The organism is Vibrio sp. D401a, from assembly GCF_030248515.1.
Classification (GTDB): Bacteria; Pseudomonadota; Gammaproteobacteria; order Enterobacterales; family Vibrionaceae; genus Vibrio; species Vibrio rotiferianus.
Genome location: NZ_JAHGAI010000045.1, coordinates 1 through 18,133 on the forward strand (window position 1 = coordinate 1; position 18,133 = coordinate 18,133).

An 18,133-nucleotide genomic window follows, 5' to 3' on the forward strand; every position below is an offset into this window, starting at 1 on the left:
CGGACCATATAATTAGCCCCGAGTTAATGGCTCGGGGCTTTGTTTTGTTCGTGACTCAGTCCTATCACACAACTTGTGGCTTCGGCTGATAGCGCCCAGGTTTGTGGTTCATCGCTAAGATTAAGTTGGTCGCGATCGCGCCAAGTACAGAAAGGGCGATCAAGTAAACATCGACGATAAACAGCGACATCACAACGATAGTACAGTCGAGCGCCATTTGTACTTTACCTGCACGAATACCAAAGCGCTCCTGAAGGTAAAGCGCCAGGATGTTAAAGCCACCTAAACTCATCTTGTGACGGAAAATCACCAGCATCCCCATACCAATCAAACCACCGCCTAGTAGGGCTGCGTACACGGGCTCAATACGAGAAATTTCAATCACATGGTGCAGGTGGTCTACCGCAAAGGAAACGATCGAAACCGCAATAAAAGTGTTGATGGTAAAACGCCAACCCATGCGCATTACAGACAGAATGTAGAAAGGTAGGTTCAGTGCGAAGAACACCTGACCAAAACTGAAGTCGCTGATTTTGGTAAGAAAGATTGCCAACCCTGCCGTACCGCCAGTAAGTAGTCCAACCTTGTTGAAGAAGATAACCCCAAGTGACACCAACGCGCTACCGAGCGTCAGCGCTAAGAGGTTCTCTCTAAGGCTATGATCTTTATCCATAAAAACATTTTCCTAGGTTTTAAAAACGTTTTAGCTGCGAGCACGCAACCAAAACGGATGCGGTTAGCAAAACGCCAACCAAAGAGTGATAAAACGCTAAATAAAATGTCGCGAAAAGTGATTGATGTCGAGTTTTTGACCTAGATTACGCAGATGTTAACTGTTTAACAGACTTTACACATTAAACTGAGCGAACACGGAAGGAACAAGGAAAAGTCATGATTAAACAAGTGGGTAGCACCACAATTCAGCCTTTGCATAAGCTCTCTTGTCACTGTGGAAAAGTGCAAATCGAACTGTCGTTACCGAATGGAATCGAGAAGCCTCGGCGCTGTGATTGCTCCATGTGTCGACGTCGTGGTGCGATTGCGGCGTCGGTACCTTTGAATGGGATTCGCATCATTCAAGGTGAGGAAGCACTCAAGCTTTATCAATTTAATACCAATACGGCTAAGCATTTCTTTTGTGGTGAATGTGGCATTTATACTCACCATCAGCGCCGCTCTAACCCAAGCGAATACGGTTACAACGTTGGCTGTTTAGAAGGTGTAAACCCATATGAATTGGGAGAGATAGAAGTAATGGATGGCGTAAACCACCCATCAGACCGATAAGAATTCTTAGAATCGATTAAGGCAGTTTAAGTAAACAAACTGCCATTCATCCATAGGTGCGCGGCAATACTTGCAGCATAACCCAGAGCAATAACGGGTGCCCATTTGAGGTGCCCGAAGAAGGTGTATTGCCCTCTTGCTGCCCCCATGAGTGCTACGCCAGCAGCAGAACCAATCGACAGCAAGCTACCACCGACACCCGCAGTGAGAGTCACGAGTAGCCAGTTACCCATCGACATGCTTGGGTCCATGGTCAAGACAGCAAACATCACCGGAATGTTATCGACGATCGCGGAAAGGATACCCACCATAATATTTGCCCAAATTGGGTTCCACTCGGTATACATCACGTTAGAAACCAATCCTAGGTAGCCAAGTAAACTAAGCCCACCGACACACATTACCACGCCATAGAAGAACAACAGAGTGTCCCACTCGGCACGAGATATACGATTGAATACGTCAAATGGTACTACCGATCCTAGCCGTTTCAACGCGTAATCATCACCATTGGCAATCGCCATTGCAGCTTTTTTGGCAAGAGAATGTTTGAGCGTTTTACGCAGGAAGTAGCCGAAAAATTGTAGATAGGCGAGTCCCATCATCATGCCGACCACGGGAGGGAAGTGCAAAACAGCATGGAAGGAAACCGCTGTCGCAATGGTTAGGATAAACAAACCAACGATGCGCCTTGCACCTCGCTTAAGTTCAATGTGTTCGTGAACCGTATCTGGCTTCGTATTTGGTACAAACAACGACATGATGAAAGCAGGAATGACGTAGTTGATCAGTGAAGGTACAAACAGCGGCATAAATTCAGCGAAGCTGACGTGCCCTGCCTGCCAGACCATCAGAGTAGTAATGTCACCAAACGGGCTAAACGCCCCACCGGCGTTGGCAGCAATGACGATATTGATACATGCAAGATTGACAAAGCGGGGATTATCACCTGAAACCTTCATCACCACTGCACACATCAAAAGGGCGGTCGTTAAGTTGTCTGCGATAGGGGAAATCACAAACGCTAAGCTTCCCGTTAACCAAAATAGTTTTTTAAAGTTAAAGCCTTTTCCGACCATCCACGCTTGTAGTGCGTCAAACAGTCTGCGCTCTTCCATTGCGTTGATGTAAGTCATCGCCACCAGTAGGAACAATAAAAGTTCAGCGTATTCCAAAAGGTTGTGTTCCAGTGCGGCTTTGGCGATGTCTGCTTGGTTGTGCTGGGCAAAGGTGTAACCAATCAAGATCCAAATTAACCCTGCAGCGAGCAACACGGGTTTAGACTTTCGCATTTGCAGGTATTCTTCCAGCATCACCAGAATGTAGGCAATGGTGAAGAAAATGAGCGCGGCATAGCCGACGGTGGAATTGACGAGATTAAGATCACTGGTCGCAGCTGCAAATGTAGAGCTAGAAAACATCAAACAGCAAAACGCGACAATTGGATAGATTGGCATAGACATTTCTCCTTGTCCGACTGGAGAAATTTTAGCCACATATTAGAGGGTTAAGTGTGAGAAAGCTCGAATTAACGATAGGAGTTTTGAATTGATGTAGCTTGCGCCACTACTTTCTGAGTGACGCAATACTTGCCGCGCCAAATAGGATTGCAGCAGCATATAAACCATAGGTTAACCAATGGCTAATTTCTAAAAAAGGAACGAGTCCTTGACCTGCCCACATACAGCCTCCGTTTAATGAGCACGTTGTTGATGTCGAATGAATCTAAAGTAAATGAACAATGTTTTTTGTGAGTGATAGCAAATTACGCAGTATTAGAAATGATAATTTTGATGAGTGAGAGAGAGCTCTCATTTTTGATTGGCTTGCTTTACCCCTTAAGTGTTAGAGGTGTATCTATGCCCAAGCACCTTGAGGTTACTTGGGCATACGGACTCAGCGGAGTAATAGTTTTTGTAGTGGTGTTGCTTCAATAGCCTTTACAAGCAGCAGTGTCACCACAATCGTTGCTGGATAAATAAAGGCGTCTTTGGCTAGGTTTTCCAACCCTAATATACCTGCGACGTTCATCATCATGATGATCACCAATAAGTGGCTCACGTAGATGCCTAGAATGCTAGGTGACCACTTAAACACCCACGGCATATTGCCAAAGTTTGGATGTGCAAGAAGCCACATGAATACGCCTAAAGCCCAAATCACCGTGCCAAATAAGAAGTCGTGTGAGTTAAAGGCGATCTCGTAATCCATTAAGTAATAGGCTTCGGCAAAGTGCAGTGCCATACCGATAAGAATCAAACGAATGGTGTTATTGCGTGACCATCGCCATTGATGTTGTCTCGCTAAATAACCAAGCACCACCAACAAAGTACTGAAGAACGGACCATTACGAGTGAAGAATGGGGCTGGTAGCTCTGTGAGCGTGATGTAACTGCCGGCGAATACACCATAGACATAAAGCAATACTGCTGTGGGAAGTAGTAGCTGTGTCATGCCAATTCGAACCAGAAATGCAATAAATGCCACCGCAATCACAAGGGCTGGTAGGAACCATAAATGGACTAAGCCACCCTCCAATAGCGAATTAATTGGGTTCGACATTAGATAACCCCAGTAACCCTGTCGCTCAGTGAGATAGCCTGCTTCAGCAACTACTTGCCAACGGAAGGGAACTAACAAACAGATCGCACTCCAAACCAGCCATATCTTAAGCAGAGGTTTGGCGTAGTTTTTCAGTGTTTCAACAGGATGTGTGCTGAGCTTAGGTTGGATTAGATAGCCGGAGATGAGGAAAAAAAGTGGCACAGCAAAGCGAGCCAACTGGTTGAGTATGTACCCAATCCAAGGCACTCCATCCCACTGCCAATAAGTGAGAGCCATCTGACAGTGAAGCCCAACGATCGCAAACATTGCGATGATCCGAGCGAACTCTAAACTGGCAATTTTCTTTGTGGTTGCCATAAATACTTACCTAAAAAGTGAAAAATCGCTGAGAAATTAGCAGCTAATAGCCCACTCATCGTGGTAAAAAATCAACTCATGTGCAATTGATGGTAACCAGTTTCCGAAATTCAGACCCATCTCAAATTTCGAAAATTTGTATTCATTGAGTTGCTCAATGTATTGCGAACGAGAGTGTGCCTGATCGTAATAGTTGGTTTGACCAGTAAACTTAACATTGAAAAATAGGACGATCGTGCTAAAAATGGTGTTATGAAAAAAGGAAAAGTAACCAAAGAGCTCATACTGCAGCGCGCGTTCCAACTGGCGAGTGAAAACGGCTTGGAAAGTCTCACCATTGGTGAGCTCGCAAAGCAGTGTGGTATGTCGAAAAGTGGCTTGTTTGCTCACTTCAATTCCAAGTTGAACCTTCAACTGTCGGTGTTGGAATTTGCCAATCAAGTATTCGCTGAGCGCGTAATTGCGCCTGCGCGCGAGTTAGGCGATAGCAACATTGAGCGTAAAGTACGTGGCTTGTTGGACACTTGGATGACGTGGAATCACTCTTTTCAAGGCAGCTGTATGTTCCTTGATGCTTGGAACGACACCGCAGAAGAAGGCTGTGCGTTGCAAGCAGCATTGCGCAAATCGATTGATACTTGGTTGAATTACTTAGAAATTCAGATCAAGAAAGGTAAAGAAAACCAAGAGTTTGTCTCCGATTTAGACACGCGGCAAGCGACCTTTGATTTGTACGGGCAGTACTTAAGTGCGCATGTGTTTTACTCAATCAAAGGACAAGAAGAAAGCCAGAGGTTGTTCTGGCAAGGCATCGATAATTTGTTTACTCGATGGAAGCGCTAGCTCCGCGGTAACGGGCATAGTACAAGATTCATAACGAAGAGCGACATAGAGCGCTCTTTCTTATCAGCATAAAAAGCACGACCGTTCTATTTTGTGCAAGGCTGATAGCTAAGGAAAAATCATGAGTGAGAAAATTTACTTCAATACTTCGCAGAAATTCAGTGTTAAACGCAGTTTGGTCAACATCAGTACGCGTCTGCACCATACTCTGGCGCCATCACACGCAAAAAAGACGGCACGTAAACTGCTGCTTACCCCTGCTCGTACTCAGCCCAAAAATGCCGAGCCACAGGGGCTTATCAAAAGCGAAGTGCAAGGCCATGCTGGCGCAATCAAGACCTATCAGCTTGGCAGCGGTCCGGTTTGGGTACTTACTCATGGTTGGTCAGGGACAGCGAGCCAGTTCTATCCACTGATGGAGCATATTGCGGCATCGGGTTACACCGCACTGGCTTACGATCATCCTGCGCATGGTGAAAGTGATGGTCAGTATGGACACATCCCTGCGTTTGTTCGTGGCCTTGAGGAAGTATTGGATTCCGTCGATGACGTTGCAGGCTTGGTGGGGCACAGCATGGGCACAGCATCTGCATTAGAGTGTCGTCATAGTAAATTGGAAAACAAGCCTTTGTTGTTGATTGCCCCGGTTCTTAACTACGTAGAGAACTTGTTTGGCAGCATCGCGCGTTCGGGTTACTCAATGAAGTTATTCAAAGCGGTGGTTTCGGAAGTAGAAGACCAGTTTGGCTACCCATTGCAATCCATTGACCCAGAGAAACGCCTAGCTGAGCGAGAAGCGAAAACCATTATTGTTCATGATGAGCAAGATAAGTTCACCAAACACAGTGTGTCTGCTAAAGCAGCGGACGAGATTGAACGAGTTGAACTGGTTACGACGCAGGGGCAAGGTCATGGCCGCGTGATGAAGTGTGATGAGGTATTCCAGAGTTTCGACCGTTTAATTGAAGCAAGCTGATTATTGAAAACCATCCCCTAGGTTCTGATGAAACAACAAAGGACAGCCGAAGCTGTCCTTTTCTTTTTTATAACTCTATTAAAAGCGAGTGATGTTGAATCACAACGCTTTTTCGTAGTGCTTAGTTACAGTTAGCTGGACCAACTTCTTTCCAAACACCCCATTCGCCAGATTGGCTAGGATCTTGGCCTTGAGTCCACCATTTCGCTTCCCAAGTCTTACCAGCGTGTGTCACTTGGTCACCGCCAGTGTAAACCGCTGCTGCATCCCAAGCGTTAGTACAAGTGCCACCACCTGTGCTGTGCTTCGATACAACAACGGTTGCATTTGCTGAAGACGCTGCCTGACCATCGCTCACGCTGACAGTGAAACTTAAGCTTGTGTCTTGTGAGTATTCTGCTGCTGTGAACGTCACTTTCGCGCCGTTAACTGTTGCGTTTAGACCTTGAGGTAGCCTCCAATCAAACGTTAGTGTGTCGTTGTCAGCGTCGCTAGAAGCTGAAGCATCAATCACGACTACGTCACCAGCTTTCGCTGTTGCAGGTGCAGAAACTTTTGCAACTGGCGCTGTGTTTGGTGGATCAATCACGCCTGCTGGCTTAACTGTTACTACAACGAGATCAGAAGCGGTAGCGCCTTCGTTATCAGTTACCGTTAGTTTGAACGTTAGCTGCTCTTCTGCAGTCACTTCCGCTACATCAAAGCTTGCTGTCGCAGTGTTCGCGCCAGATAGAGCTACTCCAGTACCTGATACTTGCTCCCAAGCGTAGCTTGCGATTGTGCCATCAGAGTCAGTTGAGTTGCTGCCATCAAGAACAACACTTGCAGGACCTGTTACTGCTTGGTCTGCACCAGCTGCTGCCGTTGGTTTGCGGTTTGGTGGAACAACCACACCACCAGCCATGCCTTCGTGCATTGCGTTAAGGATGTCGCCGTTATCGGCATCAATTTCCCAAGAGAATAGACCTGCTAGACCTAGCGTTTTCGCGTAGTTACCTTTTGCCAATACAGAGCGGTGATCGTCAAATGTGATTAGCTCACCCGTTGAGCGGTTCCACACCCAAGGTGCTTCTGCTTGATCATCATAGCCGTATTCAAAGCCGTTAATGCCTGTATTGTTCGCACCTAGCATGAATGACTTAATACCTTTGTAGTCAATCACGCCATCTTCCCAAACGCCTTGAGTCGTGCTGCCTTTCAGCTTACCTGTTGCAGTACCTGTCATTGGGTCGTTTGGATCCGTTAGCGTATCCGGTGTTACACCTTCCCAGCCACGACCGTACATTGCAGTACCTAGGACCAGTTTGTTCGCAGGAACGCCTTGCGCTAGGAGAAGTTGGATGCCGTTGTCAGCCGTGTAAGCTGGGCCTTTGTACGGTTCGCCGTTTTCATCAACGCCGCTACCATCACACTGACCAGGACGCATGAATGAGCCACAGTAAAGTGCCGTTTGGTGACCAGGAACGTTGTTCCAACCGCCGTAGAAGTCGTAAGTCATCGCGAAGATGTAATCCATGTATTGCACGGCATCTGCGTAATCAACGTCTTCAATTTTGTCGTAACCAACGCCAATTGCTGAAGTTAGTTCGTAGGTGCGGCCTGTTTCCGCTTCTAGGTCATCCAGCATTGCACGCAGTTCACGCATCAATGCAATGTAAGCTGGGCCATCGTTTACTGGGTCGCCCTTATCTGCTGCAGCACCGCCACCACCAGGGAACTCCCAGTCAATATCTACACCGTCGTAGAACTTCCAAGTTTTCAGGAATTTCTTAACTGACGCGACAAATGTGTCACGGTTTTTCTTATCAACGAAGTCGTAGAATGGGTCAGAAAGTGTCCAACCGCCGATAGATGGAATGATTTTTAGATCTGGGTTACGTTGCTTCAATGCCATCAGCATTGCGTAGTTACCCTTGATAGGAGTGCTGTATTCGTGACCCGCTTGAGCAAAGCTCTTCTGGTACGCTGCCCATGGATCATGGATAACTACTTCATAGTCATTTACACCACGACAGGCGGTTTGTAGAGCGTTGAAGCTGTTACCACCAACCGATTTTACCGACTCGTTTGGACCACAGATTGGGATGAAGCCGTAAAGGATGTGAGTCAAGTTGTCGACAGGCATGTTATCAACTGTGTAATTACGGCCGTAAATACCCCATTCAACAAAGTAAGTACCCATCACAACGCTTGGGTCTGTATTGTAGGTTTTGTTGTTCGGGTCAACATTCATGGTTAGAGGCGGTAAGTGAGAACCGTCTGTATCCGCGATAGTGATCTCTGCTGGTGCGCTCTTAGCACAACCAGTCGCGTCACACGCTTCGATTTCCATTTGGTACAAGCCACCTTGGCCGTATTCAAATGATGCAGTGGTTTGGCTACCAGTGATAGGGCCTGTTGCCACTTTTACGCCATCAAAGTAGATGTTGTAAGTGTCGCCAGAAGTGCCACTCCACTGATTAAATTTCACGTTGATCTTAGCTAGCTCATGGTACTTAACCATGTCGTTGTAGCCAGATGTGGTTTCCATTGCCAGCTCAATTTTAGAAAACTGCAGGTTATTGGAACCGTACATATCGATACTTGGTGCGGTTGGAGCCGCGTGTGCAGCGCTAGAAAGTGCGAGGGCAACCCCTACTGCGCATAGGTTAAATCGAATCATAACTTTTCTCTCAATCCTTGAATTCATGCTCGCGAGTGAGCACAAGCTGTTTCTGCGCAAAGAAAATAGATCACTGCTGTTGATGCGCAAAAACATCATATTCAGCATTTCAGAGTCTTTTTTTTCGTCAAAAAAAATTAAAACGCTTTTCGAGTCACTTGCGAGAACTTTCTATCCATTCAACAGTTTGTTGCAGTCAAAATTGAATATCGAGTCAAGAATTTATAAATTTCATGCAAAGCTATTAATAATTGTTATGTTAATGCTGGTGGTTAAAAATGAGATGTTTATCAATATTCTTCGCAAAAATAGAGGGGAATCAAAAGGAGGGCGACAGACCTTGAGCTGTTTGGTTAATAGTTCAAGATCTGACTCAATTGAAATGTGGCTATTTGTTGCCAAAGTGCTGACTTAATGCTGCTCGGCGTTTTGATGCTGAGCCAATATCTGAACCTTGAACTGTGTGCTCAAACCCTTTGAGAATAAAACGTTGATCCGGAATTCGGGGTTCAATACGTCGAATTTGAGGAGACAGGTGTGATCCCGAGATTTGATAAACCGTTTTACCCAAGCCTGTATTGAGAGTTATGAGCTTTCCATCAAATTCAAAATTGGTTGCAACAAAGCGATTGTTTCTGAATACGCCATCTGCGGAAAACAGTAATACTTCTGTTTGATAGGGCGGTGCACCAATCTCGATCCATTCACCATAGATTTTGTCAGGATCGATGTAATCTAAATAAGACAGATGCAATAGGTAGCCAAATATGCCCAAGACCCCGCAAGCAACGGTCAAGAAGATACTCTTGATCAACGCGAACTTATTGCGTTGAAAGAAAGAAGGTTGGGCTTCTTTTTTCTCAATTTTTCTTCGCCGAGTATTTGAGGTCATGGTTCCAATTCCTTTTGGTTTCTTTATATCGTGGAAAGCACAGAGATAAAAAACAAACAATCTCGTCACTTGAATGTGTGTTTTATGATTCCTTGCTCATTTTTACATTCAGTCACAATAATTTTAACAAGTGTATAGGCCATTTTCATATTGAAGGTAAAAGCTTGAGTGAAGGATAAAAACAAGGTACAACGAAGGCGACGTTATTAAGAGGAACGAAAAATAATGACTATTAAGGAAAATAGCTACTTTGCTGGAATGGTGAAGTCTTTGGGTTTTCAACAGAAAAACCAAGACGTAAGTGTAGGGGTAATGGAAACTGGAGAATATACTTTCGGAACCCAAGCGCCAGAACGAATGACAGTGATCAAAGGGGCACTGCGCGTTAAGTTAGCGGATGAAAGTGATTGGAATACATATCAATCAGGGGAGTCGTTTGAAGTCGCGGGTAACTCATCATTTGATGTAGAAGTAAAAGACTCAACAGCCTATCTTTGTGAATACCTCTAATGTTGAAAACAGCCACTACTTAGTGGCTGTTTTCTTATCCCTTGTATCGAACTTCCACACACATTTGTGACTCGGTCACTTAACTGTTTGTAACTTAGGTATATACTTATTAATAAACTTACGTTTACAAAACAGAGGGGGCAGATATGGCAGTTCAACCTAAACACTCTGATCTACCTCCACGTTATGAGGCTACAGACTTCACGAAAGATCAGAGACAGCGATATACATCTGTTGCCAATGCAGCAGTAAAGAGGCGTGACTTTTACAAGAAAGCACTAGAAAAGAGTTTGGTTGGAAAGGTCAAGGAGCGAGCTCTTAAGCCTGTAATACAACCTAAGTCTGAAAAGCCCGGAAAAATGCGTCAGGCTATTTGGCTTGTCGTTATGATGGTCGTTGGTCTGTGGTTCATGTATATGTACGCGTAGCTAGGGTCTGTTGCTCTTTCGCGGTTAGATTTTGTTCGGATGGGGACGCCTAGTCATTTCACGGACTTTCTACTTAACGGTGTTACATTTGAGCATTGTGTCATCGTGCCAAGTAGGCTGTGTGATTCCTTGAGTGCTTGGATGTTTTGAGAGCAATCTTCATAGAAAGCGAATCGATTCTTACCTGTGTGTTTAGCGGTGTACATTGCTTTATCTGCGCATCGGGTGAGCTCAGAGAGATCATGTGCATCTTGTCTATAGATAGCGACGCCGACACTCATTGTGATTTCATTTATGGAGTCACAACTGTGGTACCCACCATGAAACAAGTTAACGATGCGAGAGAGGATATTGTTTAGATCCTTTTTGCTCCGTACGTCATAGAGCATGATGACAAATTCATCCCCAGCAAATCTTGCAATAGAATAATCGTGTTGGTTTGTGTTTCTGTCTTTGTTTCTAATGCTATTTTTTAGCCGGGTGGCGAAATGCTGTAATACTTGATCACCCACATCATGACCGTAGCTGTCGTTAATTAACTTAAAGTTATCAATATCAAGAAAAACTAAAGCGGTTACTTTATCTCTGCCTTGCGCGTCTACCTCTTCCAGTTTTGATCTTGCCCACTTCTCGAAGCTCCAACGGTTCGCTAGCCCCGTTAGTTGGTCAAGGTATGCAAGCTCTTCAATGCCTTCACGATATAGATTTTGTATGTAAAGTATGACTTTTGAATAGTAATAAGCAAAGGTGTGACAGATAACACTGGCGGCGATCAACGAAAAAACAAATCGTTGGTATGAGTAGCTTTCCCCTTCAAAAATAGATAGAGGAAGGTTGGAAGCAATAATGATTAAACCTACAAATATGCCGTTTAAGATTAATCCTAGTTTAAATTCATTGATGAGAATTAGCGTTGCCAGTATTGGGTATAACCACAATAACTTGCCCGTCTCGCTATCGTTATAGAAAAACAGCAGCAGCCCATCACATATTAATAGAGCACTGAGTATCAGATCGGAATGACTATGACTATCTTGGCATCGAATAGCATAACAGTTGATCAAGCATCCTAAGGCACAGATGCCATTTAGTACGCTCAGCCCATAGCTGCCTTGATTGTAGTGCGCTACCAAGCCGTATGACATAAACATTGACGCTAGAAAAGAGCACATAAAAGTGATCTTCTTTTGGCGAGTTAAGTGAATGTCCGCCATTTCTTCAAGGCGAGCTCCGGCCAGCTTTGACATCAAATATCCTTATAAAGACTTTATTTGGCTTCTCTTATCGATGAATAGGGTTTTTGGATACCCAATGGCTTACCACTTGATGCAGCGGCCACATGGAAAGTCTAGAAGTACTTTGTGTGATGTGTTGAGTATCAGTGGTTAACTGTGAAGGTGGTCATATTTAGCTTGGTGATTTCTGTTCAATCTGTAAATTAATTACCGTTATTGAAATCTTTCACAATGCTGAAAAGTTTCAGCGGTACAGATGCTTTTGCTCATGAAATACTCGAAAAGGTTGTGATGCAATCATGGGTATTTGATGAAATGAAAGCGATTTCAAATTGTGATTTATCTTTGTTTTACTTTTATCTATTTGTTTATTAAGGATGAATCTGAAGTTAGGTTTCATGTGTTGTTTCATGTCATTTGGCTCGCTATTGACCTGTGAAGCGGTAGCGGCTTTTCACCCCTTTCATTCCTTAATATCCCTATTGAAATAACAACACATACAAATTTTAGGGATATAAAATGAAAAACTTTAAAGTTTTACCTCTCTCTCTTGCTGTGGCCGCTTCGCTTGCTTCTCTACCTTCTTTTGCTGCTGATGCCGATGTTGATGCATTAGAAAAACGCATCCAAGAGCTGGAAACGAAACTGGAAACGGGTTACGTTTTTGATCAGCAACCAGCCGTTCTCTCTTCTGAAACAGAAGTCCCACTTGGAATTGTTTTCTCAGGCTACGCTCGCTACGGAGCGGGTTATCAAGGCAGTGATGCTCTGACCGTTGGTACCGCGGGCGCGTTGAACTCGAATGCGACTGGTCGTCTTGGTAATGAACAAAACGGTGGTGAATTCCAGTTAGCAAAAGCATTCAAGAGCGATGGTGGTGCGATTTGGGATTTGGTCTTCATGTTAGATCACTGGGCGGACGCTTCATGGGCTGACGATGGCGGTGTAAACGTGAAGAAGATGTATGCTGGAGCTTCTAATTTATTTGAATCCCAACCTGATTTGTATGTGTGGGCAGGTCGTGATTTCCACCAACGTCCTCAAACAGACCTAAACGACTACTTCTGGATGATGCACGATGGCCAAGGTGGTGGTTTCTATAACCTAGACTTAGGCGGCGTGAAGTTTGACTTTAGTGCAGTAGGTCAAGTGGAAGGTGACATGGTGGGAGACAATGGCCGTTATGCACTGACCAGTAAACTACACGGTATCCAGCTAGGTGAATCTGCAAATCTCAGTGTTTATGCGAACTACGGTTTTGCGTCTGAAAAACTAAAAGATGAGGATGTGGGCGATGTTACCGCTTACCAAGTGGCAGGTGAACTATCTGCTGCAGGCCAACGTTTGATTGTTCGTTACTCAGACAATGCAAAAGACAGTGTGTTTGACTTAGCTGAAGACCAAACCGCGTTATTAGTGAGCTTTGATGGTAGTACCTCAATCACAGACAAAGCGGGTATTCAATACTTAGCGGCATACCAGTCATTGGAAGTAGAAGGCAATGAAAGCCGTGTGAACTACAACGCGATTGTTCGCCCTACTTACCAATGGAACGATATTCACTCTACTTGGCTGGAAGCTGGCTACAGCGTGGTGGATTACGATGATATTGACGCTACTAATAGCTCTTGGAAAATGACTCTATCGCAAAATATGGCAATCGGTCCTGAAACCTGGTCTCGTCCAATGCTACGTTTCTACGCAACAGTCGGTAATGCAGACAACGAATACACAGGCTTTGATTCCAATGGCGACAAGGTGGCAACCGATGTAGATACTCTAACGGTTGGTGCAATGTTCGAAGCGTGGTGGTAAGCCACACCTAGTTAACTACTGTCCATGTAAAGATGGTAAACACTTAAGGCAGAAGTATCAGGTGTTTACCATCCATTCATCTCTTAACTCTTATGTTTTTGCCTCCCTCGTGGAGGCTTTTTTTCGTTAAAAGGCTGCGGTCTGTGTTGTCTCATGAAACAGTTTCATGGGTGAAAAGAAAACTGCAAGTAGCCTCATTATTTATCAAATTACTCAATTTAGCCCCAAACTTGTTGTGAACTCTCTCACGCTAACCATCCAATGGATATTGAATAATTGCTTTATGAAAGCGGTTTCGAGAGTAATGAAACTCGTGATGTGCAGTCAGTAAAGAGGTTTCTTGTGGCGACGATTAAAGATGTATCTGAATACGCTGGCGTTTCTCAGGCTACGGTTTCTAGGGTCGTAAATGGCTCATGCCGAGTTAGCCATGACAAAAAGCTAAAAGTCGAAAAAGCAATCAAAGAGCTAGGGTATCGTCCCAACTCTATTGCACAAGCACTAGCATCCAGCCGCACTGGCAGCATCGGTATCATCGTTCCTGAATTGGGTGGCCCATTTTACTCAGGCATTTTGCACAGTATTGAAGAGCGTCTGCGCCGCATGGGTTACCACGTGGTTGTGACGGCAGGCTCCAACACGGAACAAAGTCAGCGTGAATCGGTAGAGTTTCTGCTTGGACGCCGAGTGGACGCTATGATTCTGCACACACAGAGTCTTTCAGATGATTATTTGATCGATCTAGATAGCAAGGGGATACCGGTGGTTTTAGTCAACCGTTATATCCCTGAAATGGCACACAGCTGTATCGAGATTGATAACGAATTTGGTGGCCGAATGGCGACCGAATACTTGTTGCGAATGGGGCATCGCAACATTGCATGTATAACCGGACCTCTGGACAGATCTGACGCACGGGGGCGTCTACAAGGTTACCGCAAGGCTCTTGAAGAAGCGGAAATCGCGTATGACGAAGCGTTAGTGTCCGAGGCCGGTTTTACAGAAGAATCTGGCATCAGTGCTATGCGTAAATTGCTTAAACGTGAAAGCGGTTTCACTGCAGTATTTGCGTGTAATGATCACATGGCATTTGGTGCTTATGAAGTCTTAAAAGCAGAAGGAATATTGGTGCCTGAGCAAATCTCGCTTGTCGGGTTTGATGACATCTTATTTGCACGTTACCTAACGCCAGCCCTTACCACGGTTAACTTCCCTATAGAACAGATGAGCGCAGAGGCGGTGCAACTTGTCATCCAAGCGCTGAACAAGAACAAACGTGATGTGAACTTCAAACTCACTCCTAACTTAGTGCCAAGAAGTTCGGTCAAGGAACTGAATACTCTCTAGAACAATAATTAAGGACAACAACATGAAACTGAAAACTTTGACGCTTGCCATGACTGCTGCACTTGGTGTTGCTGCGACGGTAAACGCTGCCGACGAAACTAAAATCCGCTTCGATGGCTTTCCTGACTTCGATAGTAGCTTGAAAGTTCTACTACCTGATTTTGAGAAAGAGACGGGTATTAAAGTTGATTACCTAATGAATAATCATGGCGACCACCATACGAAGCTGACAACCAACTTGGCGACGGGTTCTGGTGCAGGTGATGTGATTGTTGTTGATGTAGAGAAGATTGGCCCATTTGTGGCGTCAGGCGGTTTGGTGAACTTGTCTGAGAATTATGGCGCTGATAAGCACGCAGAGAGCTTTGCTCCTTACGCATGGGCGCAAGGCAAAGGTGCCGACGGTGATGTGTACGGCATGCCTGTCGATTTAGGTCCTGGCGTTATGTACTACCGCACAGACATCTTTGAAAAAGCGGGCATTGATATTAACGAAGCGATCAAAGATTGGGATTCTTATATCGCCGCAGGTGAAACGCTGAAAAAGCAAAATGTACAGCTAATCGCTTCGGCAGCTGATGTGGCACAAGCGATCATCTTCACTACAGTTCCTGAAGGTGAAGGTCTGTACTTCGACAAAGATGGCAACCCAGTTGTGACTTCTGAGCGCTTTGTGCACGCATTCGAAGTGGCAAAAGAGATCCGTGACAAAGGCTTGGACGGTCGTATTCTGGCGTGGTCAAACGAATGGTACGAAGGCTTCCGTAACGGCACATTTGCCACTCAGCTTTCTGGTGCTTGGCTACTTGGTCACCTAAACAACTGGATTGCGCCAGAAACAGCAGGCAGCTGGGGCGTGTCTAACCTTCCTGATGGTATTTACGGAAGCTGGGGGGGCTCATTCCTATCGATTCCAACCCAATCTAAACACCAAGATGAAGCGTGGAAGCTGATCGAATACATGACAACCAAGCGTGATATTCAGCTTCAACACTTCGAAACCATTGCAGCATTCCCTGCTAACACCACGACTTACGACGACCCAATGTTCGAAGAGAAAATCGAATTCCTAGGTGGTCAGCAAGCACGCCTATTGTTTGCTGAAGTGGCGCAGAACATCAAGCCAGTGGCACCAGCGAAAGGCGATCACGTTGCTCGTTCAATCATCTTAGAAAACGCACTGATGGAAGTGCTGGATGAAGGTAAAGACATTAAGACAGCGCTTAAAGAAGCTGAGCGCATGATTAAACGTCGTACGCGTAATCTGTAATTTTTGCCAATACTTAAGGCAAGGAGGGGGCATGTCCCCCTTCTAGGTAAGAGGTCGTTACTATGAATCAGGCAGCGAGCAAGGTTATGGAAACATCACAGCGTGAGAGCATTTTTTCTCGTCTAAATTTGAAAGCGCTTACACCGTATGGATTCCTATTGCCGTTTTTGATTATCTTTTCAGTGTTCGGAATTTTTCCGTTGCTGTTTTCTATTTTTCTTTCTTTTCATGAGTGGAACCCAGTCGAGGGTTTGGGGGCAATGGACTATGTGGGGTTCGAAAACTACCACATTGCTCTGACAGACCCGTGGTTGTGGCGCTCACTGAAAAACACGCTTTGGCTAGCCATCACATCAGGTGTGGCTCAGCACTTAGTTGCTTTACCTGTGGCGTACATCTTGGTGTCGCTGGGTGACCGTTTCCGTCATTGGCTGACATCGGCGTACTTCCTACCGTTCATTACATCTACGGTGGCAGCGTCGCTTATCTTCTTCAACATGTACTCGCCAAACTCGGGCATCATCAACCAAAGCTTGATGGCACTGGCAGACAGCACCTTGTTTGGTTGGGCATTCTCTTGGGTGAACGACTTCCAGCCAATCCGTTGGTTAGATGACGCGACCATGGTGAAGCCTTCCATCGCCATCATGGTGTTCTGGAAATACACCGGTTTCAACATCGTGTTGTACACCACCGGCTTAATGACGATTCCTAAAGACATCCTAGAAGCGGCACGTATGGACGGTGCAAACGCATGGCGTCGATTCTGGAGCATTTCACTACCAATGATTCGTCCATTCATCTTCTTTGCGGTCACCATGACCATCATCGGTAACTTGCAGTTGTTCGAAGAACCATTTGTTCTAACGCGCGGTACTGGTGGTACGGGTCAGTCTGGCTTAACCATCTCTATGTACCTCTACAAAGTGGGTTGGGAATGGTTAGAAATGGGTACAGCGTCAGCAATTTCATGGCTGCTCTTTACCTTGATTGCAGGCTGTACAGCGGTTCAATTCTTCTTCTTCGGTAAGAAAGGTCTAGGGGAGCAATAAGATGAGTACTAACACTTTACCTGCGGCGCAGCGTTGGCGTCCAAGCGATCGCAGCATCGAGATCTTCACCAAAGTATTGATGGTGATGCTCGGCTCCGTACTGATTGTTTCTGCCATCATGACGGTATTCCCGTTCATTTGGTCGGCGTTACTTTCAACCCGTGACCGTACCGAAATTTTTGGTACAGGCATCAGCTTTGCCATTGGTGATAGTTTAGCAGTCAACTACGCCAAGCTATTGGAAATTATGCCTTTCTGGCAGGCGATGTTTAACTCCATCTACATCGCGTTCCTAGGCACCACGATCTCATTGCTATTTTGTAGCATGGGTGGCTATGCGTTTGCAGTCTACAAGTTCAAAGGTAAAAACGTGCTGTTTGGCATGCTGGTTGGCTCGATGATGATTCCGCCAGTATTGAGCCTGATCCCTTACTTTATGATCGTGAAGTTCCTTGGTTTGCTCGATAACCACTTAGCGGTTTGGCTACCATTCACCACCACGCCATTTGGTATTTTCTTGATGCGTCAGCACGTGGTGGCATCGATTCCGAAAGAGCTGTTAGAAGCGGCGAAACTGGATGGTGCGGGGGAATTTAGAACTTACTGGAGTGTGGTATTGCCACTGATGAAACCAGCGCTAGCGACGCTTGCTATCGTGCAGTTCGTCTTCTTCTGGAACATGTTCATGCAACCTCTGGTAGTACTGACTACGCCAGAGAACTACGTGATTACTCAGGCACTGCGAAGCGTGCAGGGCATTCCAAATACGCCATGGGGCGCGGTGATGCTAGGCACCACTATCTCCATTCTTCCGTTAGTAATTACTTACTTATTTGCTTCGAAACAGATGATTAGCGGTCTGACATCAGGCGCTGTGAAAGGTTAAGAGAAATT

16 protein-coding genes are annotated in these 18,133 nt (G+C 45.4%); 10 read left to right on the forward strand and 6 right to left on the reverse strand.

Features of this window, described 5'->3' with window-relative positions; all coding sequences use genetic code 11:
* Positions 1-64: 64 nt before the first annotated feature.
* Positions 65-673, reverse strand: a complete 609-nt coding sequence (locus KIV41_RS18750) for a YitT family protein (RefSeq protein WP_038886138.1) — start codon at positions 671-673, stop codon at positions 65-67.
* 218 nt (positions 674-891) lie between these two features.
* On the opposite strand from KIV41_RS18750, the gene KIV41_RS18755 reads away from it, so the two are divergent.
* Entirely contained in the window at positions 892-1,287 is a 396-nt protein-coding gene (locus KIV41_RS18755) for a GFA family protein (RefSeq protein WP_010453571.1), read from the forward strand.
* A gap of 26 nt (positions 1,288-1,313) precedes the next feature.
* Here KIV41_RS18755 and nhaD read toward each other — a convergent pair whose 3' ends face one another.
* Positions 1,314-2,744, reverse strand: a complete 1,431-nt coding sequence (gene nhaD, locus KIV41_RS18760; RefSeq protein ID WP_138953993.1) for a sodium:proton antiporter NhaD — start codon at positions 2,742-2,744, stop codon at positions 1,314-1,316.
* A 439-nt stretch (positions 2,745-3,183) separates the two neighbouring features.
* A complete protein-coding gene (locus KIV41_RS18765; RefSeq protein WP_285337406.1) occupies positions 3,184-4,209 on the reverse strand; it encodes an acyltransferase in 1,026 nt (341 codons plus the stop codon).
* A gap of 252 nt (positions 4,210-4,461) precedes the next feature.
* On the opposite strand from KIV41_RS18765, the gene KIV41_RS18770 reads away from it, so the two are divergent.
* Both KIV41_RS18770 and KIV41_RS18775 read left to right on the forward strand, forming a co-directional pair.
* The gene (locus tag KIV41_RS18770; RefSeq protein ID WP_285337407.1) at positions 4,462-5,052 is read left to right on the forward strand and encodes a TetR/AcrR family transcriptional regulator; all 591 of its coding nucleotides are present in this window, start codon (positions 4,462-4,464) and stop codon (positions 5,050-5,052) included.
* 121 nt (positions 5,053-5,173) lie between these two features.
* On the forward strand, positions 5,174-6,028 hold the full coding sequence (locus tag KIV41_RS18775; RefSeq protein WP_038886135.1) for an alpha/beta fold hydrolase: 855 nt from the start codon (positions 5,174-5,176) through the stop codon (positions 6,026-6,028).
* Positions 6,029-6,149: 121 nt separating this feature from the next.
* Here KIV41_RS18775 and KIV41_RS18780 read toward each other — a convergent pair whose 3' ends face one another.
* On the reverse strand, positions 6,150-8,690 hold the full coding sequence (locus tag KIV41_RS18780) for a glycosyl hydrolase family 18 protein (RefSeq protein ID WP_285337409.1): 2,541 nt from the start codon (positions 8,688-8,690) through the stop codon (positions 6,150-6,152).
* A gap of 388 nt (positions 8,691-9,078) precedes the next feature.
* Entirely contained in the window at positions 9,079-9,582 is a 504-nt protein-coding gene (locus KIV41_RS18785) for a DUF2850 domain-containing protein (protein WP_285337411.1), read from the reverse strand.
* A 225-nt stretch (positions 9,583-9,807) separates the two neighbouring features.
* Between KIV41_RS18785 and KIV41_RS18790 the strand changes: the two genes are divergently transcribed.
* The gene (locus tag KIV41_RS18790; RefSeq protein ID WP_010453558.1) at positions 9,808-10,092 is read left to right on the forward strand and encodes a pyrimidine/purine nucleoside phosphorylase; all 285 of its coding nucleotides are present in this window, start codon (positions 9,808-9,810) and stop codon (positions 10,090-10,092) included.
* Positions 10,093-10,238: 146 nt separating this feature from the next.
* Positions 10,239-10,520: a hypothetical protein gene (locus KIV41_RS18795; RefSeq protein ID WP_010453556.1), complete on the forward strand. Its 282-nt coding sequence runs from the start codon at positions 10,239-10,241 to the stop codon at positions 10,518-10,520.
* A gap of 53 nt (positions 10,521-10,573) precedes the next feature.
* On the opposite strand, the gene KIV41_RS18800 is transcribed toward KIV41_RS18795, so the two are convergent.
* Positions 10,574-11,767 (reverse strand): GGDEF domain-containing protein, encoded by a 1,194-nt coding sequence (locus KIV41_RS18800; RefSeq protein WP_138953988.1) that lies wholly within the window; start codon positions 11,765-11,767, stop codon positions 10,574-10,576.
* A 507-nt stretch (positions 11,768-12,274) separates the two neighbouring features.
* Here KIV41_RS18800 and KIV41_RS18805 point away from each other — a divergent pair.
* The 5 genes from KIV41_RS18805 to KIV41_RS18825 all read left to right on the forward strand — a co-directional run bounded on the left by KIV41_RS18805 (position 12,275) and on the right by KIV41_RS18825 (position 18,125).
* Positions 12,275-13,570, forward strand: coding sequence for a carbohydrate porin (locus tag KIV41_RS18805; RefSeq protein WP_252042181.1), 1,296 nt, complete (start codon positions 12,275-12,277; stop codon positions 13,568-13,570).
* A 342-nt stretch (positions 13,571-13,912) separates the two neighbouring features.
* Positions 13,913-14,917, forward strand: a complete 1,005-nt coding sequence (locus KIV41_RS18810) for a LacI family DNA-binding transcriptional regulator (protein WP_010453548.1) — start codon at positions 13,913-13,915, stop codon at positions 14,915-14,917.
* Between the two features lie 22 nt (positions 14,918-14,939).
* Positions 14,940-16,187 (forward strand): ABC transporter substrate-binding protein, encoded by a 1,248-nt coding sequence (locus tag KIV41_RS18815; RefSeq protein ID WP_252042182.1) that lies wholly within the window; start codon positions 14,940-14,942, stop codon positions 16,185-16,187.
* 62 nt (positions 16,188-16,249) lie between these two features.
* Positions 16,250-17,239 (forward strand): carbohydrate ABC transporter permease, encoded by a 990-nt coding sequence (locus tag KIV41_RS18820; protein WP_010453544.1) that lies wholly within the window; start codon positions 16,250-16,252, stop codon positions 17,237-17,239.
* 1 nt (position 17,240) lies between these two features.
* Positions 17,241-18,125 (forward strand): carbohydrate ABC transporter permease, encoded by an 885-nt coding sequence (locus KIV41_RS18825; RefSeq protein ID WP_009706754.1) that lies wholly within the window; start codon positions 17,241-17,243, stop codon positions 18,123-18,125.
* Positions 18,126-18,133 lie beyond the last annotated feature (8 nt).